This window comes from Mycobacterium celatum (assembly GCF_002101595.1).
GTDB classification, from domain to species: Bacteria; Actinomycetota; Actinomycetes; order Mycobacteriales; family Mycobacteriaceae; genus Mycobacterium; species Mycobacterium celatum.
Genome location: NZ_LQOM01000011.1, coordinates 110,100 through 133,155, shown reverse-complemented (window position 1 = coordinate 133,155; position 23,056 = coordinate 110,100). Strand labels below are relative to the sequence as shown.

General features: G+C 68.0%; 25 protein-coding genes. 5 read left to right on the top strand and 20 right to left on the bottom strand.

All coding sequences use genetic code 11. The annotated features are described in order from the left end of the window. Nucleotides 1–46: 46 nt before the first annotated feature. From AWB95_RS02085 to AWB95_RS02060, 6 genes are all read right to left on the bottom strand, one after another. Entirely contained in the window at nucleotides 47–1,510 is a 1,464-nt protein-coding gene (locus AWB95_RS02085; protein WP_062539098.1) for a prolipoprotein diacylglyceryl transferase, read from the bottom strand. Further along, nucleotides 1,507–2,352 carry a tryptophan synthase subunit alpha gene (gene trpA, locus AWB95_RS02080; RefSeq protein ID WP_062539099.1) on the bottom strand — a complete coding sequence of 282 codons (846 nt, stop codon included), beginning with the start codon at nucleotides 2,350–2,352 and terminating at the stop codon, nucleotides 1,507–1,509. The genes AWB95_RS02085 and trpA overlap by 4 nt, the downstream gene beginning before the upstream one ends. Next, nucleotides 2,316–3,572, bottom strand: coding sequence for a tryptophan synthase subunit beta (trpB, locus tag AWB95_RS02075; protein ID WP_062539107.1), 1,257 nt, complete (start codon nucleotides 3,570–3,572; stop codon nucleotides 2,316–2,318). Before trpB ends, trpA begins: the two co-directional genes overlap by 37 nt. A gap of 59 nt (nucleotides 3,573–3,631) precedes the next feature. Beyond that, nucleotides 3,632–4,450 (bottom strand): indole-3-glycerol phosphate synthase TrpC, encoded by an 819-nt coding sequence (gene trpC / locus AWB95_RS02070; RefSeq protein WP_062539108.1) that lies wholly within the window; start codon nucleotides 4,448–4,450, stop codon nucleotides 3,632–3,634. Between the two features lie 88 nt (nucleotides 4,451–4,538). Beyond that, a complete protein-coding gene (locus AWB95_RS02065) occupies nucleotides 4,539–5,141 on the bottom strand; it encodes a TIGR02234 family membrane protein (RefSeq protein ID WP_062539100.1) in 603 nt (200 codons plus the stop codon). Next, nucleotides 5,134–6,663, bottom strand: coding sequence for an anthranilate synthase component I (locus AWB95_RS02060; RefSeq protein WP_062539101.1), 1,530 nt, complete (start codon nucleotides 6,661–6,663; stop codon nucleotides 5,134–5,136). The genes AWB95_RS02065 and AWB95_RS02060 overlap by 8 nt, the downstream gene beginning before the upstream one ends. Nucleotides 6,664–6,725: 62 nt before the next feature. On the opposite strand from AWB95_RS02060, the gene AWB95_RS02055 reads away from it, so the two are divergent. Then, on the top strand, nucleotides 6,726–7,190 hold the full coding sequence (locus AWB95_RS02055) for a peroxiredoxin (protein ID WP_062539102.1): 465 nt from the start codon (nucleotides 6,726–6,728) through the stop codon (nucleotides 7,188–7,190). A gap of 5 nt (nucleotides 7,191–7,195) precedes the next feature. Then, nucleotides 7,196–8,617, top strand: a complete 1,422-nt coding sequence (locus tag AWB95_RS02050) for a serine/threonine-protein kinase (protein WP_062539103.1) — start codon at nucleotides 7,196–7,198, stop codon at nucleotides 8,615–8,617. On the opposite strand, the gene AWB95_RS02045 is transcribed toward AWB95_RS02050, so the two are convergent. Then, nucleotides 8,614–9,909, bottom strand: a complete 1,296-nt coding sequence (locus AWB95_RS02045) for an MFS transporter (RefSeq protein ID WP_232315558.1) — start codon at nucleotides 9,907–9,909, stop codon at nucleotides 8,614–8,616. The two genes, AWB95_RS02050 and AWB95_RS02045, sit on opposite strands and share 4 nt — an antisense overlap. A gap of 81 nt (nucleotides 9,910–9,990) precedes the next feature. Then, nucleotides 9,991–10,752, bottom strand: a complete 762-nt coding sequence (locus tag AWB95_RS02040; protein WP_232315561.1) for an alpha/beta fold hydrolase — start codon at nucleotides 10,750–10,752, stop codon at nucleotides 9,991–9,993. A 62-nt stretch (nucleotides 10,753–10,814) separates the two neighbouring features. On the opposite strand from AWB95_RS02040, the gene AWB95_RS02035 reads away from it, so the two are divergent. Further along, nucleotides 10,815–11,285, top strand: a complete 471-nt coding sequence (locus AWB95_RS02035) for a MarR family winged helix-turn-helix transcriptional regulator (protein ID WP_062539105.1) — start codon at nucleotides 10,815–10,817, stop codon at nucleotides 11,283–11,285. Nucleotides 11,286–11,357: 72 nt separating this feature from the next. Here the strand turns inward: AWB95_RS02035 and hisI are convergent, their stop codons facing one another. From hisI to hisD, 8 genes are read right to left on the bottom strand one after another with little or no spacing between them, the layout of a single operon-like run. Next, complete coding sequence (hisI, locus tag AWB95_RS02030; RefSeq protein WP_062539106.1) at nucleotides 11,358–11,705, bottom strand: phosphoribosyl-AMP cyclohydrolase; 348 nt, start codon at nucleotides 11,703–11,705, stop codon at nucleotides 11,358–11,360. Then, nucleotides 11,702–12,475, bottom strand: coding sequence for an imidazole glycerol phosphate synthase subunit HisF (hisF, locus tag AWB95_RS02025; protein WP_085167528.1), 774 nt, complete (start codon nucleotides 12,473–12,475; stop codon nucleotides 11,702–11,704). The genes hisI and hisF overlap by 4 nt, the downstream gene beginning before the upstream one ends. Then, nucleotides 12,475–13,275, bottom strand: coding sequence for an inositol monophosphatase family protein (locus tag AWB95_RS02020; RefSeq protein ID WP_062541138.1), 801 nt, complete (start codon nucleotides 13,273–13,275; stop codon nucleotides 12,475–12,477). Before AWB95_RS02020 ends, hisF begins: the two co-directional genes overlap by 1 nt. 5 nt (nucleotides 13,276–13,280) lie before the next feature. Next, nucleotides 13,281–14,033, bottom strand: coding sequence for a bifunctional 1-(5-phosphoribosyl)-5-((5-phosphoribosylamino)methylideneamino)imidazole-4-carboxamide isomerase/phosphoribosylanthranilate isomerase PriA (gene priA, locus AWB95_RS02015; RefSeq protein WP_099539673.1), 753 nt, complete (start codon nucleotides 14,031–14,033; stop codon nucleotides 13,281–13,283). Nucleotides 14,034–14,088: 55 nt separating this feature from the next. After that, nucleotides 14,089–14,703, bottom strand: a complete 615-nt coding sequence (gene hisH / locus AWB95_RS02010) for an imidazole glycerol phosphate synthase subunit HisH (protein ID WP_169714623.1) — start codon at nucleotides 14,701–14,703, stop codon at nucleotides 14,089–14,091. Beyond that, nucleotides 14,700–15,308, bottom strand: a complete 609-nt coding sequence (gene hisB / locus AWB95_RS02005; RefSeq protein ID WP_062541141.1) for an imidazoleglycerol-phosphate dehydratase HisB — start codon at nucleotides 15,306–15,308, stop codon at nucleotides 14,700–14,702. Before hisB ends, hisH begins: the two co-directional genes overlap by 4 nt. After that, nucleotides 15,305–16,429, bottom strand: coding sequence for a histidinol-phosphate transaminase (locus AWB95_RS02000; protein ID WP_062541142.1), 1,125 nt, complete (start codon nucleotides 16,427–16,429; stop codon nucleotides 15,305–15,307). The genes hisB and AWB95_RS02000 overlap by 4 nt, the downstream gene beginning before the upstream one ends. Next, nucleotides 16,426–17,727, bottom strand: coding sequence for a histidinol dehydrogenase (gene hisD, locus AWB95_RS01995; RefSeq protein ID WP_099539679.1), 1,302 nt, complete (start codon nucleotides 17,725–17,727; stop codon nucleotides 16,426–16,428). The genes AWB95_RS02000 and hisD overlap by 4 nt, the downstream gene beginning before the upstream one ends. 61 nt (nucleotides 17,728–17,788) lie before the next feature. On the opposite strand from hisD, the gene AWB95_RS01990 reads away from it, so the two are divergent. Further along, entirely contained in the window at nucleotides 17,789–18,199 is a 411-nt protein-coding gene (locus AWB95_RS01990) for a nitroreductase family deazaflavin-dependent oxidoreductase (RefSeq protein ID WP_062541916.1), read from the top strand. A gap of 46 nt (nucleotides 18,200–18,245) precedes the next feature. Here AWB95_RS01990 and AWB95_RS01985 read toward each other — a convergent pair whose 3' ends face one another. Then, on the bottom strand, nucleotides 18,246–18,671 hold the full coding sequence (locus AWB95_RS01985; protein ID WP_062541917.1) for an SRPBCC family protein: 426 nt from the start codon (nucleotides 18,669–18,671) through the stop codon (nucleotides 18,246–18,248). A gap of 91 nt (nucleotides 18,672–18,762) precedes the next feature. Between AWB95_RS01985 and AWB95_RS01980 the strand changes: the two genes are divergently transcribed. Further along, nucleotides 18,763–19,599 (top strand): helix-turn-helix transcriptional regulator, encoded by an 837-nt coding sequence (locus AWB95_RS01980; RefSeq protein WP_062541919.1) that lies wholly within the window; start codon nucleotides 18,763–18,765, stop codon nucleotides 19,597–19,599. Here AWB95_RS01980 and nadC read toward each other — a convergent pair. The 3 genes from nadC to nadA are packed head-to-tail and all read right to left on the bottom strand — an operon-like array spanning nucleotide 19,556 to nucleotide 23,030. Then, nucleotides 19,556–20,413 carry a carboxylating nicotinate-nucleotide diphosphorylase gene (nadC, locus tag AWB95_RS01975; RefSeq protein WP_085167539.1) on the bottom strand — a complete coding sequence of 286 codons (858 nt, stop codon included), beginning with the start codon at nucleotides 20,411–20,413 and terminating at the stop codon, nucleotides 19,556–19,558. The two genes, AWB95_RS01980 and nadC, sit on opposite strands and share 44 nt — an antisense overlap. Further along, nucleotides 20,413–21,981, bottom strand: a complete 1,569-nt coding sequence (locus tag AWB95_RS01970) for an L-aspartate oxidase (protein WP_085167524.1) — start codon at nucleotides 21,979–21,981, stop codon at nucleotides 20,413–20,415. Before AWB95_RS01970 ends, nadC begins: the two co-directional genes overlap by 1 nt. Further along, nucleotides 21,978–23,030, bottom strand: coding sequence for a quinolinate synthase NadA (gene nadA, locus AWB95_RS01965; protein ID WP_062541833.1), 1,053 nt, complete (start codon nucleotides 23,028–23,030; stop codon nucleotides 21,978–21,980). Before nadA ends, AWB95_RS01970 begins: the two co-directional genes overlap by 4 nt. Nucleotides 23,031–23,056: the final 26 nt, after the last annotated feature.

The window sequence follows — 23,056 nt, the reverse complement described above, 5'->3', positions numbered from 1 at the left end:
GAACGCTCAGCTGACGCCAGCCGCCTAAACGCCACACGCAAATACGTCACCGAAATTCCGACCCAGACCACTTAGTCTCTTCGGCTTCGGGTTCCTCAGGCTCTTCCTCCGCCGCAGCCTCCGGTGCCTCAGCCTCTTCGGGCTCGGCCTCTTCGGGCTCAGCCTCAGGCGCCGCCGCTTCGGGCTCCTGAACCTCCGGCTCTTCCGGTTCGGCCTCAGCCGCTTCTTCCGCGGCGGGCTCCTCCCCCACAGCCTCCGGCTCGCCCGGCTCAGCCTCGGGCGCCTCTACTTCCGGTTCCTCGACCTTAGCAACCTCTGGCTCGGGTCCCTCGGCGTCAGCCACCTCTGCCTCGGGTTCCTCGGCTTCCTCCGCCGACTCTTCCGGCTCAATCTCGGCCGGCGCTGGTTCGGCCTCTGCCACTTCCGCTTCCGGCTCAGGCGCAGGCGCAACCTCGGCCTCTGCCGGGACGGCCTCGGTTTCCGCCTCGGCGATCTCCTCGGCCGTCGTCGCTGGCTCGGCGACCGCGTCGGCCTCGGCGGTCGGCGCCGCTTCGACGGGCGCTGCCGCCGTTGTGACTTCATCTGCCGCGGACACCGCACCGACCGCAGCGAGCTCCGGCGCTGGTTCCGGTTCGAGTTCGCCGGCAGCCGTCCCGCCGAGGGTGGCCGGATCTTCACGACCCTTGGGCGCCAGGATGAGGTAGACCACCGCGCCGATGAAGACGAAAGTCGATGTGAAGGAGTTGATTCGGATTCCGGCAATGTGGGTGGCGGCGTCGTCGCGCAGCAACTCGATGCAGAATCGCCCGACGCAGTAGCCGGCGACGTACAGCGCGAACAGCCGGCCGTGTCCGATCTTGAAGCGCCGATCCAGCCAGATCAGCACGACGAATACCAGGACGTTCCAAAGCAATTCATACAGAAACGTGGGCTGCACAACCTTATCCAGCACTCCGGTCGAGACGCCGTTGAGGTCGTCCTGAAATCCGGCCGAGTCCCGCCGGACGAAGATTTTTAATCCCCACGGCAGCGTGGTTTCTCGGCCGTAAAGCTCTTGATTGAAGTAGTTCCCGAGCCGACCGATCCCCTGCGCCAGCACGATTCCGGGCGCTATCGCGTCGCCGAAGGCGGGAAGCGGGATCCCGCGACGGCGGCAGCCGAGCCATGCACCGACACCGCCGAGGGCGACCGCACCCCAGATCCCCAAGCCGCCGTCCCAGATTCGCAGCGCCGCACCCGGCCCCGCGCCGCCCTCACCGAAATAAAGTCGCCAATCGGTGGCCAGGTGATACAGACGCCCGCCGACCAAACCGAACGGCACGGCCCACAGCGCGATGTCGTAGATGACTCCCCGTTCGCCTCCGCGTGCCTCCCAGCGGCGATCACCGATCACCAGCGCGACAACGATGCCGATGATGATGAACAACGCGTAGGCACGGATCGGGACAGGCCCGAGGTGCCACACCCCCCGTGGCGGACTGGGAAAGTATGCAAGCACAGTCGTCGTCATGGCGAGGAAATCCTTTGCCGCACACCGGCGGCGAGTTCTTCGGTGAGTGCGCGCAGCGCAGGGATGCCGTCGGCCAGCGTCGACACCAGCGCCGAGCCGACGATGACGCCGTCGGCGTAGTCGGCGATCTGCGCCGCCTGCTCGCGCGAACGCACACCCAGGCCAACCCCGACCGGTATGTCGGAAACTGCCCGAATCCGGCGCACCAGTTCCGGCGCTGCCTGTGACACCACGTCACGCGCACCGGTGACGCCCATGATCGATGCGGCGTAGACGAACCCGCGTGACGCCTCGACCGTCCCCGCCAAACGCTCCGGCGTCGATGACGGCGCGACCAGAAAAATGCGGTCCAGCCGGTGCTTGTCGGAGGCAGTCAGCCATTCCTCGGCCTCGTCGGGAATGAGGTCTGGCGTGATCAGGCCGTGCCCACCGGCCGCGGCGAGGTCTCGCGCGAACGCGTCAACTCCGTAGTGCAGCACAGGGTTCCAGTAGGTCATCACGACGGCGCGGCCACCGGCCGCGCTGATCGCCTCGACGGCGGCGAGGGTGTCACGGACGCGCACACCACCGCGAAGCGCGGCCTCCGACGCGGTGGCGATCGTCGGCCCGTCCATCCCCGGGTCCGAATACGGGATGCCGACTTCGATGAGGTCACAACCGGATTCGACGAGTGCAGTCATCGCAATCACCGAGGTGGGCACATCTGGGTATCCAGTCGGCAGGTAACCGATCAAGGCCGCACGGTTGTCCTGCCTGCACGAGCTGAAAAGGTCTGCCAGCCGGCTTGTTTCGCTCTGCTTCACGATCACGAGCGGTCCTTGTCGTCGAGGAGACCGAACCACTTCGCCGCAGTTTCGACGTCCTTGTCGCCACGCCCCGACAAGTTCACGACAATGACTGCGCCGCCGCCCATCTCGACACCGAGCTGCAGGGCGCCGGCCACCGCGTGCGCCGACTCGATGGCCGGGATGATGCCCTCTGTACGGCACAGCAGGCGGAACGCATCCATCGCTTCGGCGTCGGTGATCGGCCGGTATTCGGCACGTCCGGTCTCTTTTAGCCAGGCATGCTCCGGGCCCACACCGGGATAGTCCAGTCCGGCCGAAATCGAGTGTGACTCGATGGTCTGGCCGTCTTCGTCCTGCAGCAGATACGAGAACGAGCCCTGGAATGCGCCGGGTGAACCGCCGCTGAATGTCGCTGCATGCCGGCCGGTTTCGATGCCGTCGCCGGCTGCCTCGAATCCGACCAGCCGAACCCCGGGATCATCGAGGAAAGCATGGAATATCCCGATGGCGTTGGACCCGCCGCCGATGCACGCGGTAACCGCGTCGGGTAGCCGCCCCGCCTGATCCTGGATCTGCACCCGGGTCTCGAGCCCGATGACCCGCTGAAAGTCGCGCACCATCGTCGGGAACGGATGCGGTCCGGCCGCCGTGCCGAAGCAGTAGTAGGTGTTGTCGGCGTTGGTGACCCAATCCCGGAACGCCTCGTTGATCGCGTCTTTGAGCGTTTTCGAACCGGACTCGACGGAGATCACCTCGGCGCCGAGGAGCTGCATGCGGGCCACGTTGAGCGCCTGCCGCGCGGTGTCGACGGCACCCATGTAGATGACGCAGTCCAGTCCCAGCAGCGCGCAGGCCGTGGCGGTGGCCACCCCGTGCTGGCCGGCGCCGGTCTCGGCGATCACCCGCGTCTTGCCCATCTGCCGGGCCAGCAACGCCTGACCCAACACATTGTTGATCTTGTGAGAACCGGTGTGGTTCAAGTCTTCTCGCTTGAGGAAGATGCGCGCTCCACCCGCGTGCTCGCGCAGTCGCGCCGCCTCGTACAACGGGGATGGCCGACCTGTGTAGCGGGCCTGCAACGTGTCGAGGGTGTCCAGGAAACCCTGGTCGGTGCGGATCTTGTCGTAGGCGGTGGTGACCTCTTCGATCACCGCCATCAGCGCCTCGGCGACGAAGCGGCCGCCATACACCCCGAAGTGGCCACACGAATCGGGGTCGTGGCTGGTCGGTTCGGCGATGGCAGCGCTGGAACGTGGAAGTTCCGAACTGTGCACGCCTAGCGGCGATCGCAAGCGCGGCGGAGCCGGGCGCAGCGGGTCGCCGCGCGACGAATCTAGCGGGCTGGCTTCGGACAAGACGGATGCCTCCCCGCGGTGACAAGGTCGGCGACGGCCGCGCGAGGATCACCGCTGGTGACCAGACCCTCACCGACCAGCACCGCGTCAGCGCCGGCTCCGGCGTAGGCGAGCAGATCCGCGGTCCCACGCACCCCGGATTCGGCGATCCTGATCACGTCGGTCGGAAGCCCAGGTGCAATGCGCGCGAAGCAATCCCGGTCGACTTTCAGCGTCTTCAGATCGCGGGCGTTGACGCCGATGACCCGCGCTCCCGCTTTCAGGGCCCGGTCGGCTTCTTCTTCGGTGTGCACCTCGACCAGAGCGGTCATGCCAAGCGACTCGATGCGCTCCAACATCGACTCCAGCACCGGCTGATCGAGCGCCGCGACGATCAGCAGCAGCATGTCGGCGCCGTGCGCGCGCGCCTCGTGGATCTGATACGGCCCCACCACAAAGTCTTTGCGCAACACCGGCACACTGACCGCCGCGCGCACCGAGTCGAGATCGTCGAGTGTGCCGTTGAAACGCCGTTGCTCGGTGACCACGCTGATGATGCGCGCGCCGCCGTCTTCGTAGGCGCGGGCCAGTTTGGCCGGGTCGGAAATCGACGCCAGCCGGCCCGCCGACGGGCTGGCTCGCTTGACTTCGGCGACGACGCCAATTCCGGGCTCGCGCAGTGCCGCCATCACATCGAGCGGCGGCGGCATCGCCTCGGCGGCGGCCTTCACCTCGGCCAGTGGAACGACGGCTTCACGGGCGGCAACGTCGGCGCGAACTCCCTCGATGATGGAGTCGAGCACGGTTGCCGAACTCATCCTTGCCGGTCCTTCCCCTTCTGACCCCGCCTTGACCGTCAATTTGACGATGTCCATCGAAGGGTAGCGACCGTCGGCGCGCGGTTCGTCACCGACCCTCGGTGTCGGACTCGGATTGTGATCGATCTGTTGGATCGCGGCCTTCGTCGAGCGCATCCCAGATCATCCGCTCCGACATGGCGCCGTCTTCGCGCTGCGCTTGGGACCGTCGAGCGGCGGGTGCGACGTATTTGGTGGCGCCTCCCGACGCGGCGGATCGCATCAGCAGGACGGCGCCGGCCAGTGTGCAAACCGCGGCCGCGAGGGCGATCGCGGCGCCCGTGTGATAGCGCTGGCTCCCGACCAGCGTCAGCAGCGACACGTGCGCCAGGTCAGCCCCTCGGGCCGCGACGTCCCGGACCACCCACAGGCTGATGGCCAGATACCCGATTGCCAGGCTCGCGCCAGCCACCAGAACCGCCAGCAGGCGCAGCGGCCAGCCGCGCACCGCCACCACTGCGACGGCCGCGGCCAGCAGCAATATCGCCAGCGGTAGCAGCGCCGTCGACCACGACGCGCCGGAGAGGGTGACGGTCTTCGGCTGACCCAGCCCATCGAACGACTGGATCGCGACCCACGGCAACCGGGATGCGGCCCATAGCCCGACCGCGGCAATGACCAACACCGCTTGCGCGAGCCGCCGCTTAACCATGGGTTTCCGGGGCGGACAGGGTCTCGGCAGCGGCGATCGCGCCCAGCACCGCGCGGGCCTTGTTGGTCGCCTCGGTGTGCTCGTAGGGGCCGTTGGAGTCGGCCACTACCCCGCCGCCGGCCTGCACGTAGGCGGTGCCGTCGCGCATCAAAGCGGTGCGGATGGCGATGGCGAAATCGGCGTTGCCGGCGAAGTCGAGGTAGCCGATCACGCCGCCGTAGAGGCCGCGCCGGGTCAATTCCACCTCTTCGATCAGCTCCATCGCCCGCACTTTCGGCGCGCCGGACAGGGTGCCCGCCGGGAAACACGCCGTCACCGCGTCCAGTGCGGTGCGCCCCTCGGCGAGCATCCCGGTCACCGTGGACACCAAATGCATGACGTGGCTGTAGCGCTCGATGTGGCTGTAATCCTCGACGCGCACCGTACCCGGCACGCAGACCCGGCCGAGATCGTTGCGGCCCAAGTCCACCAGCATCAGATGCTCGGCGCGCTCCTTCTCGTCGTGCAGCAGCTCCTTTTCCAGCAAGACGTCTTCCTCATCGGTCTGGCCGCGCCACCGCGTGCCGGCGATCGGATGCGTCGTAGCCCACTGGTCGTGCACGGTGACCAGCGCCTCCGGGCTGGAACCGACAATCGAAAAAGCCGTTCCCCCAGCATCATTCGGAACGTGCAACAGATACATGTACGGGCTCGGGTTCGACACCCGCAACATGCGGTAGACGTCGATCGGTTCGACGTCGGTGTCCATCTCGAAACGCTGCGACGGCACCACCTGAAACGCTTCGCCGCGCTCGATTTCGTGGACCAGCCGCTCGACGATCGCACCGTATTCCTCCACAGTGCGCTGGGCGCGGTGCTTGGGTTCGGGACGGCTGAAGGTCGCCACGGTCGACGGCAGCGGCTGGCTTAGCGCCGTGGTCATCACGTCCAGCCGGGCGACTGCGTCGTCGTAAGCCTCGTCGACCCGCTCGTCGGTGCCGTTCCAATTCACCGCGTTGGCAATCAGCGTGATGGTGCCCTCGTGGTGGTCAACGGCTGCCAGGTCGGTGGCCAGAAGCAACAGCATGTCGGGCAGGTTCAGGTCGTCTTTCGTCAGTTCGGGCAGCCGCTCCAGCCGACGCACCAGGTCGTAGGCGAAGAAGCCGACCATGCCGCCCGACAGCGGCGGAAGATCCGGCAGCGCCGCGGTGGCCAGCAGGCCCAAGGTGTCTTGTAGCGCCTTTAGCGGGTCGCCGCCGTTGGGCGCATCCTGCGGCACGGTGCCGAGCCACGCCGCCTGTCCGTCGCGCACGGTCAGTGCCGATGGCGCGCCGGCGCCGATGAACGACCACCGCGACCAGGAGCGCCCGTTTTCGGCCGACTCCAGCAGGAAGGTGCCCGGCCGGTTGGCGGCCAGCTTGCGGTACGCCGACAGTGGAGTCTCGGCGTCGGCCAATACCTTGCGTGTCACCGGGACAACCCGATGCTCGGCGGCAAGCACGCGGAAGTCCTCGCGCGAGGTGGTGGCGAGGTCGGCGGGCATCCCTCTATCTTCCAAGGCATCTTCTCCGGCGCCGCAGTCACCCCCGGCGTAGCGTGACGCCCATGAAAACCGGTGACATCGCGCCTGACTTCGAGCTTCCCGACCAGAACGGAACGCCACGCAAGCTGAGCACCCTGCTGGCCGACGGCCCGGTCGTGTTGTTCTTCTACCCCGCGGCGATGACGCCGGGCTGTACGCGCGAGGCGTGCCACTTCCGCGATGTAGCAGAGGAGTTCGCGGCGGTGGGTGCGCAACGCGTGGGTATCAGCATCGACGCGGTGGACAAGCAGGCCAAGTTCGCCGGCATGAACAGCTTCGACTACCCGTTGCTGTCCGACACCGACGGGAGCGTCGCGGCGCAGTTCGGAGTCAAGCGCGGCCTGCTCGGCAAGCTGATGCCGGTCAAGCGCACGACGTTCGTGATCGACACCGATCGCAAGGTGCTCGACGTGATCGGCAGCGAGTTTAACTTCAACTCGCACGCCGACAAGGCGTTGGCGACGTTGCGGGCGCGCTCGTCGGCGTAGCTCCTATGCCGCTACGGAACGGCGAGGTGTTCGCCGGTTACACCATCCTGCGGCTGTTGGGGTCCGGCGGGATGGGTGAGGTGTACCTGGCGCAGCATCCGCGGCTGCCGCGCCGCGACGCACTGAAGGTCTTGCCCGCGAATCTCACAGCCGACCACGAGTTCCGGCAGCGCTTCAACCGGGAAGCTGACGTGGCAGCGAGGTTGTCGCACCCGCACATCGTCGGTGTCCATGACCGCGGCGAATTCCGGGAACAGCTGTGGATCTCGATGGACCATGTGGAGGGCACCGACGCGGCAGAGATGTTGCGTAGCCGCTATCCGTCCGGCATGCCACACGAGGAAGTCGTCGAGATCGTCTCGGCGGTTGCCGATGCACTCGATTACGCCCATTCGCAAGGATTGCTGCATCGTGACGTCAAACCCGCCAACATCCTGCTGGGTCAGCCGAGCCACCGCGGACGGCAAATCCTATTGGCCGACTTCGGTATTGCTCGCCAGTTGGGCGACGTCAGCGGGCTGACCGCCACCAACATGATGATCGGAACGACCGCCTACGCAGCGCCGGAGCAACTCCGCGGCGCCAACCTTGACGGGCGGACCGATCAATATGCCTTGGGCTGCACCACCTTTCATCTATTGACCGGGTCAGCGCCGTTTCAGCACTCCAATCCGGCCGTTGTCATCACTCAGCACCTGTCGGAGCCGCCGCCGCGCATCGGCGACCGCCGACCCGAATTGGCGGGGCTCAACGACGTGCTTGCACGGGCACTCGCCAAGGATCCCGACGAGCGGTATCCGAGCTGTTCGGATTTCGCTGCGGCTCTGGGAGGTGCCGCTCCGCCTGAATCTCCGGCCACCGTGCAAGCGGCCGCTTTCACCGCGCCGTCGCCACCGCGCCGTCATTTCCGTCCCGCGGTGCTCGTGTCTGTAATTGCCGCCATCGTGTTGGTCGCTGTTGCAGTCGTCCTCGGCGAGCAGCTAGTGCACCGACAATCAAGCCAGCCGAGCGATGGCGTTCCGACTGCACCTGCGCCGGCGCTTCAGTTGTCTCGCTACATCACCGATCAGTCTGGCGTGTTGGCCGCTCCGGGCCGGGCCGCGGTGGAACGGGCGATCAACAAGCTCTATAACAATCGACACGTCCGGCTGTGGGTGGTCTACGTCAACAATTTCGGCGGATTACGACCAGTCAAGTGGGCCGAGGATATCGTGCGCGCCAACGGGTTAACCGATACGGATGCGCTACTGGCCATCGCCACCGACGACCGGCACTTCTCGTTCCGCGTGCCGGGCGCGGTGACCAACGGAACCGCGATCGACGTCGAGGCAATCCGGCGGGGCCGCATCGAACCGGCGGTGGCCCGCGGCGAATGGGCCCGCGCCGCGGTAGTGGCGGCCGAAGGGCTGGAGAACCGGGCCGGCTAGTCGGCTAGCCACGCGGGCGACATGGGGGCGACGGGCCGCGCGCGGATGGGCAACATTGCCAGCAGGCCCGCCGTCAGCACGACCAACAGGCCGCCCAAGCCGGCGCGGTCGGCCCCGAAGAGATCGATGAACGTGAAGAACATCGACGGCGCAAGGAAAGCGGCCGCTCGCCCGGTTGTGGTGTAGAGCCCGAAGGCCAACCCCTCCTTGCCGTCGGCGGTCATCTGCAGCAGCAGAGCGCGCGCCGACGACTGCGTCGGGCCGATGAACAGGCACAGCAACAGGCCACACACCCAAAACGCCAGCGGCCCCGACAGCGTGAGCAGTGTCAGGCCGACGGCAATCATCGACGCCAGCGAGCCGAGGATTACGGCCTTGGACCCGACGCGCTGGTCGAGCAGGCCACCGAGCACTGCGCCTACGGCGGCGACGGTGCAGGCCATCACACCGAACAGCAGCACATTGGCCGCCGAGATGCGATACACATTGACGCCCAACACTGCCCCGAACGCGAACACGCCTGACAGCCCGTCCCGGAACACGGCGCTGGCCAGCAGGTAGTAGACGACATTGCGATCGCGGCGCCATTCGGCGACGAAGTCGGCCCAGAGCTGGCGAACGGCGCCCACCGCGGCGGCAACCTGATCGCGTGCCATGGCCGGCGGTTTCGGCGCCCAGATCAGCAGTGGCAGGGCAAAAAACAGGAACCAGGCGGCGGTCAGCAGCATCGCCATCCGCACATTCAGGCCATCGGCGGTCGAAATGCCCAGCGCACCCGCGGTGGACCCACCGCCTGCGATGAAGCCGACATACACGGTCAACAGCAGCGCCACGCTTCCGACATAGCCCGAGGCCAAGCCGAACCCGGAGATTCTGCCGGAGGTCTCCGGCGTGGAGATCAGCCGCAGCGTTGCGTTGTACGGGACGGAGGCCAGGTCGCCACAAGCTGCAGTGGCGGCGAGCAGGATCAGGCCGGTCAACAGGTAGCGGGGGTCGTCGCGGATCAAGCTCATCGTGGCGGTCAACACGACGACCGCCAGGGTGAGGGCGGTCAGCACGTGGCGGCGTCGCCGCGGGTCGGTGATCCAGCTGCCGGTCATCGGGGCGCACAGGGCGACGATGACGCCTGCAACGGTCATCGCCCGGCCCAGCGAACTCGTCGGTGACGTGCCGCCGCCGGCTCCTACCGAGGCCGTCAGGTACACCGGGAAAACGAACGTGATGACAAGCGCATTCAGGCCCGTCGCACCGCAATCCCAGAGCGCCCATGCCAGCAACGGGGACTTTCGCACGGGCACAAACCCTATAGTCGCCGCGGTCGCCGCGGCCAAACGGGCTGGAGAACGTGGCCGGCTAGAACCGGTCGCACGATCTCAAATGTCTTGGAGGAACTCCAGGATGGTGCGGCCGTAAAGGCTTGGGTGGGTGAAGCGGAACATGTGCCCGGTCTCGGGGAGCACGACCTCGCGGGCGTTCGGGAGTCCTTGGCGTAGTTCTCGAGCGGCTTGGTCCCCGACGAGCTGGTCATCTTCCGGGGTGATGAGCAGGGTGGGAATGTTGACCTTGGCGAGCTGATCGCGCACGTCGAAGGAGATGACGCGGGCGACCCGTGCGCTGTAGGAGGCTGCCGGGGTGTTCTCGATGAACAACTGCCGGTAGTCGTTTCGGGTGTGCGGAACCTCGGCGTCGCGGTCGAACTTCGAGGCGAGGCTGTGTGCGTGGTAGCGCAGCGTGCCGGCGCGGTAGAGCGGTCCGCGGACGTAGTGCGAGGCGCGGCCGGCAGTGTTCTTCCAGCGCGGGAGGGGGTTGGCGGCGAACCTGCCGGACAGGACGAGTCCACGCAGCCCGGTTGGCTGTCGCAGCGCGAGCGTGAGGCTGATGACGGCGCCGTACGAGTCGCCGACGAGTACATAGTTCGAGAGTCCCTCGACCTGCGCGGCGAGGAAGTCGGTGTAGCGCTCGACGTCGTCGAGTTCCTTCGGGGAGACGCATGGTGCGAACCGGGTAGGCGGCCTTGAGCGGGGCGAGCTGGCGCTCGTCCCGGGGAGCGCCGGAAAAGCACGGGACTGTGACGAGCGTTGGTGTGGCGGTTGGCATGGCGCCTTCTTTCGGTGAGGTGGAGCGTCGCCCTCGATTAATTAGGTGACACGTCACGTACAATACATGACGCGTCATCTAATGCCTCTATACTGTGACGATGGACTCAATCGAGGAATTCCGTTACCTCGTCCTTGCTGCTCAGCGGGAAGGTGCGCGGGCGCTGACGGCCGCGCTCAAACCGCACGACCTGACGCCTTCGCAAGCCGAGGCGATTGCTGTCCTGCGTGATGCGGCGGGACCGCTGACTGTGCGAGAAATAGGGCAGCGTCTGGTATGTGAAGGCGGTAGCCCGAGCAGGTTGATGAGCACGCTCGCCAAGAAGGGCTTCGTCGAGTCGACAGTGGGGTCTACGGACCGGCGAACCACGGTGCTGTCACTCACCTCGGCGGGGGTCGGCGCCGCGCGAACCGTGAGTCAGATCGAACAGAACCTCTATACAGCCATGGGCTTGGCGTTGAGCGACGACCAGGTTGCCGCTGCGCTGCCCGCGCTGCGCGCCCTCGTTTCACAGCTTCCAGCCGGGCAGTCACTGCAACGGCGAATTGCCGACAAGAGCTCGGCGGGCTAGAACATTCCTCAGCCTCATATACGCAGCCACGCGGGCGTCGCCGGGATGCGTTCGTGGGCACTCGGCGCCCGGTCAATCCTCCGGTTGCAGCAACACGTCGGCGTCGAAGCAGCTGTGGTCGCCGGTGTGGCATGCTCCGCCGACCTGGTCGACCACCAACAGCACGGTGTCGCCGTCGCAGTCCAGGCGCACCGTGTGCACGTGCTGGGTGTGACCCGAGGTGGCGCCCTTGATCCACTGCTCACCGCGGGACCGCGAAAAATACGTCGCCTCACGAGTTTCCAGGGTCCGGGCCAGCGCGTCGTCGTCCATCCAGGCGACCATCAACACGTCGCCACTACTGCGCTCCTGCACGACGGCGGTGAACAGTCCGTGGGCGTTGCGCTTCAGCCGCGCGGCGATCTGCGGGTCAAGACTCATCGCACGGTGATCCCTTCGGCGGCCATCGCCGCTTTCACCTGCCCGATGGTCAGCTGCCGGAAGTGAAAGACGCTGGCCGCCAACACCGCATCGGCACCGGCGGCCACCGCCGGCGCGAAGTGCTCGGCCGCCCCGGCGCCACCGCTGGCGATCACCGGCACCGTCACCGCCGCACGCACCGCGTGCAGCATCGCCAGGTCGAAACCCGCCTGGGTGCCGTCGGCGTCCATCGAATTCAGCAGGATCTCCCCCACACCCAACTCGGCGCCGCGGGCCGCCCATTCGACGGCGTCGATGCCGGTGCCGCGCCGCCCGCCGTGCGTGGTGACCTCCCAGCCCGACGGCGTGGGCGGTGAACCGGGCGGCACGCTGCGGGCGTCGACGGACAACACGATGCATTGAGATCCGAAAGCCTGCGCCATTTCGGCGAGCAACTCGGGTCGCGCTATCGCGGCGGTGTTGACCGACACCTTGTCGGCGCCGGCCCGCAGCAGCACGTCGACGTCGGCCACCGAGCGCACTCCGCCGCCGACCGTGAGCGGGATGAATACCTGCTCGGCGGTGCGGCGCACCACATCCAGCATGGTGGCCCGACCCGACGACGACGCGGTCACGTCGAGAAAAGTCAGCTCGTCGGCGCCTTCGGCGTCGTAGGCGGCGGCCAGTTCGACGGGATCGCCTGCGTCTCTCAGGTTCTCGAAGTTGACGCCTTTGACCACGCGTCCGTCGTCGACGTCGAGGCAAGGAATCACGCGGACTGCCAAACTCATCAGTAGTCCTCGGGGTTGCCGGTGCGGCGCAGGATTTCGAGCATCTCGGCATGCACGCCGGGCGCCGCTGCCAACGCCGACCGCGATTGCGGCGTCCACTCTTCACCGGCCAGGTTGGTGACGATGCCGCCGGCGGCGCGCACCAGGGCTACCCCGGCAGCGTGGTCCCACACGTGGTCGCCGAAACTGATTGCACCGCCGAGGATTCCGTCGGCGACATAGGCCAGGTCGATGCCGGTGGCGCCGTGCATGCGCAACCGCGAGGACACCCGGCTCAGCTTCTCCAGCACCGCCAGTCGGTAGCGGCCCGGGAATCTTCCCCGCGAGTCGATGTTGAAGGTGCCGATGCCGATGACCGACTCCGCTAGCTCCGTGTGCTCCAGTGGAGGCTGCGGCACACCGTTTTTCATCAACGGACCGCCCGCGACGGCGGTGTAGCGCTGGCCGGTGAATGGCAGCCAGGTCAGACCCGCGACCGGCTCGCCGTCGTGCAACAGCCCCAGCAGGATCGCGGCCAACGGGGATCCGGCCGCGTAGTTGAATGTTCCGTCGACCGGGTCGAGCACCCACACCCACGGCGAATCGACGTCCGCGCCGCCGAATTCCTCGCCGTGTACCTCGATTCCGGTGGCCTTGGTCAGCGCGTCGACGACCTGCCGCTCGATGGCCAGGTCCACCTTGGTCGCGAAGTCGTCGCCCTTCTTGCTGACCGCGGAATCGGCCCGATGCCCCTCGAGGAAAGGCTCAGCGGCGGCATCGAGGATCTCCGATGCCTGGGCCACCAAAGCGTCGAGGTCCACCGCGGCTACTCCGCCACCGCCGCCAGCGCCTGCGGCAGGCTGAATCGTCCCGCGTAGAGGGCTTTTCCGACGATGGCACCCTCGACGCATCCGAGGCCGGCGATCGCCCGCAGGTCGTCCAGGCTGGACACTCCGCCGGACGCGATCACCGGAGCGTCTGTGCGTTCGGTGACCGCACGCAGCAAGTCCAGGTTGGGGCCCGTCAGCGTGCCGTCCTTGGTGACGTCGGTGACGACGAATCGCGAACAGCCTTGGTTGTCAAGGCGTTCCAGAACATCCCAGAGGTCGCCGCCGTCGGTTTCCCAGCCGCGGCCGCGCAGGCGGTGTTCGCCGTCGATGATCTGTACGTCCAGGCCGACGGCCACCCGTTCGCCATACTCGGCGATCGCCGCGGCGCACCACTGCGGATTTTCCAGCGCCGCTGTGCCCAGGTTGACCCGGGCGCAGCCGGTTGCGAGCGCGGCGGCCAACGAGTCGTCGTCGCGGATCCCGCCGGACAGTTCGACGTTCACGTCGAGCTTGCCGACCACCTCGGCGAGCAGTTCGCGGTTGGAGCCACGGCCGAAGGCCGCGTCGAGGTCGACCAGGTGTACCCATTCGGCGCCGTCGCGCTGCCAGCCCAGCGCGGCATCAAGTGCCGAGCCGTACTCGGTCTCGCTGCCGGCGCGCCCCTGCACCAGTCGCACGGCGCGCCCGTCGACCACGTCGACGGCGGGCAACAAAATCAACACATTCCCTCCTGCGCCGCGAAAGTGCATCTACCGACACCCGTACTCGGTGTTTGTGTAGTGGAATGCACTTTCGCGGAACTCCTCATAGTCCTTCAACCCAATTGCTCAACACGGCCGCACCGGCGTCGCCGCTCTTTTCCGGGTGGAATTGGGTGGCGGCCAGCGGTCCGTCCTCCACAGCGGCCAAAAACGGCACCTGATGGGTGGCCCACGTCAGCAGCGCATCGGGTCCACCCTCCCAGCGCTGCGCAGCATAGGAGTGCACGAAATAGAAACGCGTATCGGCACTTAGGCCTTTGAACAACGCCGTGCCCGGCGCGGCCTCCACCACATTCCAGCCCATATGCGGGATCACCGGCGCATCCAGACGGGTGACGGCCCCCGGCCACTGCCCGCAGCCCACGGACTCGACCCCGAACTCCACCCCGCGCGCGAACAGGATCTGCATCCCGACACAAACACCCAGCACCGGCCGGCCGGCGGCGACACGTTCGGCGATGACCCGCTCGCCGCCAATCCCCCGTAGGCCGGTCATGCACGCTTCGAACGCGCCCACACCAGGCACGAACAAGCCGTCTGCCGCGGCAGCGGCACCCAGATCGCTGGTGACCTCTACCGCGGCACCCACCCGCTCCAACGCACGCTGCGCCGACCGCAAGTTGCCGGAGCCGTAGTCAAGGACGACAACAGATTTCACAAGGCGCCTTTGGTGGAGGGCACTCCCGATACCCGAGAGTCAAGTTCGACGGCTTGTCGCAACGCGCGTGCGACGGCCTTGTACTCGGCCTCGGTGATGTGGTGCGGGTCGCGACCGTAGAGCACCCGCACATGCAGCGCGATGCGGGCGTTGTTGGCCAGCGTTTCGAAGACGTGCCGGTTGACAACCGTGTGATACGGCACCGTGTTGCCCGCAATGGTGAAGTGCCGCAGGTGGTCCGGCTCGCCGGTGTGTACGCAATACGGCCGCCCGGACACGTCGACGATGGCGTGCGCCAAGGCCTCGTCCATCGGGATGAAGACGTCGCCGAACCGGCGGATGCCCTTCTTGTCGCCCAGCGCCTGACCCAGCGCCTGCCCGAGCACGATCGCGGTGTCCTCGATGGTGTGGTGTGCTTCGATCTCGACATCGCCCTTGGCGCGCACGCTCAAGTCAAAGCTCGCGTGGCTGCCGAGCGCGGTCAGCATGTGGTCGTAGAACGGGATGCCGGTGTCGATTTCGACCTGGCCGGTACCGTCAATGTCGAGTTCGACGACGATGTCGCATTCCTTGGTGCTGCGCTCCACGCGCGCGTGACGACTCATGACGCTCCTAAAGACTGGGCCAATTCGGTGACGGCGATCTGCTTGCTGGCCGCCAGGAACGCGTCGTTCTCCTCGGCCAGTCCGGTGGTCACCCGCAGGTAACCGGGGATACCGACGTCGCGGATCAGCACGCCAGCGTCCAGGTAGTGCTGCCAGGCGCTCGGCGCGTCGGCGAACTGACCGAACAGCACGAAGTTGGCGTCGCTGGGCACGACCCGAAAACCCATGTCGCCCAACGCCGTAGAAACCCGTTCCCGTTCGGCGATCAGCGTGGCGACGCTGCCCAGTGTGTCGTCGGCGTGCCGCAGCGCGGCGCGGGCGGCGGCCTGGGTGATCGACGACAGGTGATAGGGCAGCCGGACCAACAGCATGGCGTCGATCACCGCCGGCGTGGCGATCAAGTAGCCCAGCCTGCCGCCGGCGAATGCGAACGCCTTGCTCATCGTGCGGGTGACGATCAGCTTGGTCGGGTACTCCTGCACCAGCTGCACGGCGCTGGGCCGAGACGAGAACTCGCCGTACGCCTCGTCGAGGATCAGGATCCCCTGAGTCACGTCCAGCAGCCGCCGAAGATCCGGCAGCGAAACGCTCTGCCCGGACGGGTTGTTGGGGCTGGCGACGAACACCACGTCGGGCTGCCGCTCCGTGACGGCAGCGACGGCGGACTCGACGTCGAGACTGAAGTCCTCGGCACGCACGGTCTGGATCCATTCGGTGCGGGTGCCGTCGGCGATGATCGGGTGCATCGAATACGACGGCACGAAGCCTATCGCGCTGCGACCGGGCCCGCCGAACGCCTGTAATAATTGCTGCAGGATTTCGTTGGAACCGTTGGCTGCCCAGAGGTTTTCGGCACCGAGATCAACGCCGGTTTGCGTGGTCAGGTACGCGGCCAGATCTGTACGCAGCGCCACCGCGTCGCGGTCGGGATAGCGGTGCAGGTCCGCTGCGGCGTCGCGCACCGAGCGCACGACGTCGTCGACCAGCGCCTTGGTCGGCGGGTGGGGATTCTCGTTGGTGTTGAGCCGCACCGGCACCGCCAATTGTGGTGCGCCGTAAGGTGATTTGCCACGCAGGTCGTCACGCAGCGGAAGGTCGTCCAGCGACGGGCGGTCGGTCATCGCTCGAACCTCCGCCGGATAGCTTCGCCGTGCGCGGGCAGATCCTCCGCCTTGGCCAGCGTGATGACGTGGCCGGACACGTCTTTGAGCGCGGCCTCGGTGTAGTCGACCACATGGATGCCGCGCAAGAAGGTTTGCACCGACAGCCCGCTGGAGTGCCGGGCGCAGCCCGCGGTCGGCAGCACGTGGTTGGAGCCGGCGCAGTAGTCGCCGAGGCTGACCGGCGAAAACGGTCCGACAAAAATCGCTCCGGCAGAGGTGATCCGGCCTGCCACAGCCGGTGCATCGACAGTCTGGATCTCCAGATGTTCTGCGGCGTAGGCGTTGACGGCGCGGATGCCGGCGTCGAGGTCATCGACCAGGATGATCGCCGACTGCGGGCCGCGCAGCGCGGCCTCCACGCGTTCCCGGTGCACGGTGGTCTCCAACTGGCCGGCGAGCTCGGTGTCGGTGGCATCGGCCAACCCGGCACTCGGGGTCACCAGCACACTGGCGGCCATCTCGTCGTGCTCGGCCTGACTGATCAGGTCGGCGGCGACGTGCGCCGGATCAGCGGTGTGGTCGGCGAGGATGACGATTTCGGTCGGCCCCGCCTCGGCGTCGATGCCGACCCGGGAGCGGCACAGCCGCTTGGCCGCGGTGACGTAGATGTTGCCCGGCCCGGTGATCATGTCGACCGGGTCCAATTCGGCGTCGCCGTAGGCCAGCAGCGCCACCGCCTGCGCGCCGCCGACGGCCCACACCTCCTCGACATCCAGCAGCCGGGCGGCCGCCAGGATCGTCGGGTGCGGCAGCCCGTTGAACGCGGCCTGCGGCGGGCTGGCCACCACCAGCGAGCCGACGCCGGCGGCCTGCGCCGGCACCACGTTCATCACCACGCTCGACGGGTATACCGCGTTGCCGCCGGGCACATACAGGCCGACTCGCTCGACGGGAACCCAGCGCTCGGTCACCGTCGCGCCGGGACCGAGCACCGTGGTCGAATCCGTGCGGCGCTGGTCGGCGTGCACGGCGCGGGTCCGCTGGATCGCCACCTCGAGCGCAGCCAGCACGTCGCGGTCCAGCCCGGCCAGCGCGGCGTCCAGTTCGGCCGCCGGCACCCGCACGGTCGAGGGGCGCACGCCGTCGAACGAGTCGCCGAACTCCAGAGCGGCCTCGGCGCCCCGCTCGGCGACCGCCTCGACGATGGGACGCACCGCCGGCAGCACGGCGTCGACGTCCGCGCCGCCGCGTGGCAATGCCGCCCGCAGCTTCGCAGCCGACAGCTCGGTGCCACGCAGGTCGATGCGGGCCATCAAGTTCACACGGACCATTGTCCCAGAGCAGGCCAAATGGTTATCGGACCGGTACAGTGACCGCATGTCAGTAACGGATCGTCCCAACAGCGCCCCGGGCGTCCCGATGATTTTCCCGCCCTGGCTCGAGCGCTTTCAGGTCAAGTACTTCAACCCCGCGATCAGACCGTTCGCCCGCTATCTCCCGGGCATGGCGACCATCACCCACCGCGGCCGCAAGTCCGGTAAGCCCTACGAGACGATCGTCACCGCCTACCGCAAAGGCAACGCGCTGTTCATAGTGCTGGGCCATGGAAAAACCGATTGGGTCAAGAACGTGCTGGCCGCCGGCGAAGCAGACGTGCGCTTCATCCGCAAAACCGTGCACATCACCAACCCGCGGATCCTGCCCGCCGGCTCGGACGGCGAAGGGCTGCCGTGGGCGGCGCGGTTGCAGGCCCGCCGGGTGGCGGTCTTCGTCGCCGATATCGCCTAAGCAGTCAGCCCACCAGACAGAAGCCAGGGCTGTCGTTCGCAGCGGATCACGACCCTGGCTTCTGGCTCGCGCAGTCGGCTTCCAGCGTGCGCTTGATGACCTTGGCGGCGCCTTCCATCGCGGCACGCAAGGGTCCGGCCAGCTCGTCGGGCAGCACGTCGCGCGACCAGACGAACCGGCAACGCCCGTCGCCGTCCGGCACGATCTGCATGACGGCGTTGTCGTGCTCGGGCCGCATGGTGTCGCCGATCATCGAGTAGACGATCCGGCGCGCGGTCTCGTCGCGCGCGACCAGCCGTTCCCGAGCGACAGTGCCGCTGGCGAAGGTGACCACTCGCAGCCCGCCGTCGGCCTCCGATGAGACGACGTGGCCGCGCGCCATGCGAACCGGGCCGTCGGCCCAGTCGCCGATCACCTGCCAGGCCCGGTAGGCGTCGACGTCGATCTCGATCTGCGTGGTGATGGATGCCATGCACGCAGCTTCGCGGCTGGGTGCCGCCGCGTCTTGAAGATTCTTGCGGCCTGTTGTCGGACCGGCGCGCTAACCTCCCGCCGTGCTGTCGATGGTGACGCTCGCGGCCCGCCCGCAATTCAGCCTGCACGCCTGGACCTGCCGGCCCGACAGTCCCGGGTGGTCGCCCGCGGACTCCCCCATCGACGGGCGGCTGGTGCTGGTCAGGTCCGGGCGGTTCCGGCGGCGCGGCGCCGACGGGCCGGTCGACCTCGACTCGACGGTCGGATATCTCGGTGCGCCGGGGGAAGCCGACCAATTCGCCCACCCCCACGGCGGCGACGTCTGCACGTCGGTGCAACTGAGCCCCGCATCGTGGTGGCAGCTGGTCGGTGAGCCCAGCCGACCGCGCCGCTCGACGATCTACGTCGACGCCAGGATGGAACTCGCGCATCGCCGTGTGCTGGCGTCTCGACGGTCGGACGTCGACTACCAACTGGCAGAAGAACTGCTGGCGTTGACCGCCGCCGCGCTGCGGCAGACAACCGACCGGGCCACGCCGCTGACCGACAGCCCGGCGCCCGCCGACGCACGACTGGTCGAGCGGGCGCGTGCGGCCATCCACGATGATCACCCCGCCGCGCGCGGGCTGTTTCCACTGGCCAAGCTTCTCGGCGCGTCGCCCTATCGGTTGAGCAGAGCGTTTCCGCAGCAGCTGGGCGTGTCGCTGACCCGCTATCGCAACCGGGTCCGGGTCGGGCGGGCCCTTGAGCTTGTGCAGCGCGATGCGGCCTCGTTGGCCGACATCGCCGCCTCACTGGGCTTCGCGGATCAGGCGCACTTCACCCACGTGGTGCGTCAGCACGTCGGTCACACCCCGGGGGAGCTGCGGGCGGCCTTGACTCTTAGAGATCCAGACCGATGTCGAGCACCCGCACCGAATGGGTGAGCGCGCCGACCGCCAGATAGTCCACGCCGGTGCCGGCGTACGCCGCCGCGTTGTCCAGGGTCAGCCCGCCCGACGATTCGAGTAAGACGCCGGGTGCACGAGAGTCCCTGCGCTGCACGGCAATTTGCGTCTGCCACACCGGAAAGTTGTCCAGCAGCACCAGTTCGGGTTTCTCTTCCAACACCTCGTCGAGCTGCTCGAGTGAGTCGACCTCGACCTCGCAGGGCAGATCCGGTGCAGCGGCGCGCACCGCCCGCAACGCCGCCACCACCGAGCCGGCCGCCGCGACGTGGTTGTCTTTGATCAACGCCGCGTCGCCGAGGCCGAGCCGGTGGTTGACCCCTCCGCCGACGCGGACCGCGTATTTCTGCAGGGCGCGTAAACCGGGCAGCGTCTTGCGGGTGTCGCGGATTTTCGCATTGGTGCCGTGCACGGCGTCGACCCAGGCGGCGGTCGCGGTGGCGATCCCGGACAGGTGGCACACCAGGTTGAGCATGGTCCGCTCGGCGGTCAGCAGGCCGCGGGTATCGGCCTTCAGCGTCAGCAGCGGCGCGCCCGCCTGCAGTCGCACGCCGTCGTCGACGCGGTCGAGTACCTGGTAGCCGTCCGGACCCAGCACCTCGTCGAGCACCAGCAGCGCAACGTCGACGCCGGCGATCACACCCGGCTCTCGGGTCACCAGCGCGGCGGTGGTCGTCGCGCCCGCCGGCACCGTCGCCGACGTCGTGACGTCCGGGCCGTAACGCAGGTCCTCGTCGAGCGCGCGGCTGATCGTGGCGCGGGCTTCGGCGAGCTCGCACTCACTGAGGGCCATCAGCACACCGCCGCCGGCGTCTCGGCGCGCACCGCGTTGTCCTCCGTCGCGCGGACGACGATGCTGCGCGCCTGGGCGGGATCGGCGTCGGGGTATTCGGCGCGGTGATGGCAGCCACGGCTTTCCTCGCGGGCCAGCGCGGCGGTGGCCACCGCGCGCGCGGTCATGGTCAACGCCGCGTCCTCGAGGTCGGCCCGGCGCGCTAAGTTCCGGACCGGTGCCGTCGAGAGCGTCTCGGCCAGCAGCCGCAGGCCGTCACCGCCGCGGACCACCGACGCATCGCGGCTCATGAGTTCCTGTAAGTCGTTGCGCACCAACGCCGTTGCGGGCGGCAGGTCGGACAAGGCGGCGTGCGGATGCCCGGCCGCGGCCGCGTGTGCGGCTGCCGCCTTCCCGGCGCGGCCGCCGACCACCAGCCCTTCCAGCAGGCTGTTGGACGCCAACCGGTTGGCGCCGTGCATCCCGGTACGCGCCACCTCGCCCGCGGCGTACAGCCCGGGCAGCTCGGTTTGCCCCCGGGCATCGGTGACGACGCCGCCGCAGCTGTAGTGCGCGCCGGGCAAAACCGGAATCGGCTGGCGCACCGGGTCGATCCCGGCGGCCCGGCATGCCGCGGTGACCGTAGGGAACCGGGTCGCCACGTCGGTGATGCCGCGTGCGTCGAGATACACGCACCGGGCGCCGGTCAGCCGCAACCGTGTGTCGATGGCGGCAGCCACGACGTCGCGCGGCGCCAGATCCCCCATCGGATGCACACCCGCGGTAACCGAATTACCTTGGCCGTCAACCAGTGTCGCGCCCTCGCCACGAAGAGCCTCGGTGACCAGCGGTCGTCGTCCCCCGGCCCCGCCGTCGAACAGCATGGTCGGATGGAACTGGATGAATTCGATGTCGCTGATCGGGACGCCGGCCCACAGCGCCAGGGCGATACCGTCGCCGGTGGAGCCGTCGGGATTGGTGGTAGCGCTGTAAAGATGCCCCAGCCCGCCGGTGGCCAAGATCACCGACGGCGCGTGAATGACACCGATTCCGCCGGCGTTGCTCACCAGCACCCCGGTTACGCCAACCTCGTCGTGCAGCACCCGCAGCGCGACGTGGTTGGTGCGGATGTCCAGCGCGGCCGCCGCACGGTCGAGCGCTCGCTGCACCTCGGCACCGGTGGCATCCCCGCCGGCGTGCACGATCCGCCGCCGCGAGTGTCCGCCTTCCCGGGTCAGTGCCCATCGGCCGGGTTGTGATTCGTCGAATCGTGCTCCGTCGCCGACCAATTCGGTGACCGCACGGTAGCCGTCGGAGACGATCGACTCGACCGCGTCGGGATCGCACAGGCCGGCACCCGCGGCCAGCGTGTCGGCGACGTGGGCGTCCACGGAGTCGTCGTTGCCGGGCAACACCACCGCGATGCCGCCCTGCGCGTAGTGGGTGGCCGTGGCGCCGGGCCTGCGGTCGGCCTTGCTCAGCACCACGACCCGGCGCCCGGCGCGATGTACCGCCAGAGCGGCGGCCAGCCCGGCCACCCCGGTGCCGACGACAACGACGTCGGCCCGCTGCTGCCAGTTCGTCGTCATTCGCCGCCGCCCGGTTGGCCGATCGCGATCATCCGCTGCACGCTTTGACGCGCCAACCGTGCCGTCTCGGCGTCGACGTGGACTTCGTCGGCGCCCTCGACCAGGCAGCGCAGCAGCGCCGCCGGTGTGATCATCTTCATGAACTTGCACGACGCCCGGTCGTTGACCGCCTGGAAGTTGGTGCCCGGCGCCGCATTACGCAGCTGATAGAGCATCCCGACCTCGGTGGCCACCAGCACCTCGCGGGCGTGGGTGGCGCGGGCGGCGTCGAGCATGCCGCCGGTGGACAGGATCTTCACCCGGTCCGCCGGCACGGCGCCCTCCCCGGCAAGGTACAAAGCCGAAGTGGCGCAACCGCATTCGGGGTGGACGAACAGTTCGGCATCGGGATGCTGGCGGGCCTGGTCGGCGAGCTCGTCGCCGTTGATCCCGGCGTGCACATGGCATTCGCCGGCCCACACGTGCAGGTTCTCCCGCCCGGTCACCCGTCGCACATGCGCGCCGAGGAACTGGTCGGGGCAGAACAGCACGTCGCGGTCGGCAGGAATCGAGGCGACCACGTCGACGGCGTTCGACGAGGTGCAGCAGATGTCGGTGAGCGCCTTCACCGCCGCGGTGGTGTTGACGTAGGACACGACCACCGCGCCGGGGTGCTCGTCCTTCCAGGCCTGCAATTCCTCAGGGGTGATCGAGTCGGCCAGCGAGCAGCCGGCCCGCTGGTCCGGGATCAGCACGGTCTTGTCCGGGCTCAGGATCTTGGCGGTCTCGGCCATGAAATGCACGCCGCAGAACACGATGGTGTCCTCGGGCGCGGCGGCGGCGATCCGCGAGAGCGCCAGCGAGTCGCCGACGTGGTCGGCGACGTCCTGAATCGCGGGCAGCTGGTAGTTGTGCGCCAGGATCGTGGCGCCGCGCAGCTCGGCCAGCCGGCGGATTTCGGCCGCCCACTGTTCGTCGCCGTCAACGCCGGTGTAACCGGTGGGTGAGTCGCTGATACGGGCGATCAGGTCGTCCGCCGGCGCATCCGTGCGATTCAGGATTTCGGTCATGAACGCCGTTCCTTTCGCCCCGGGCG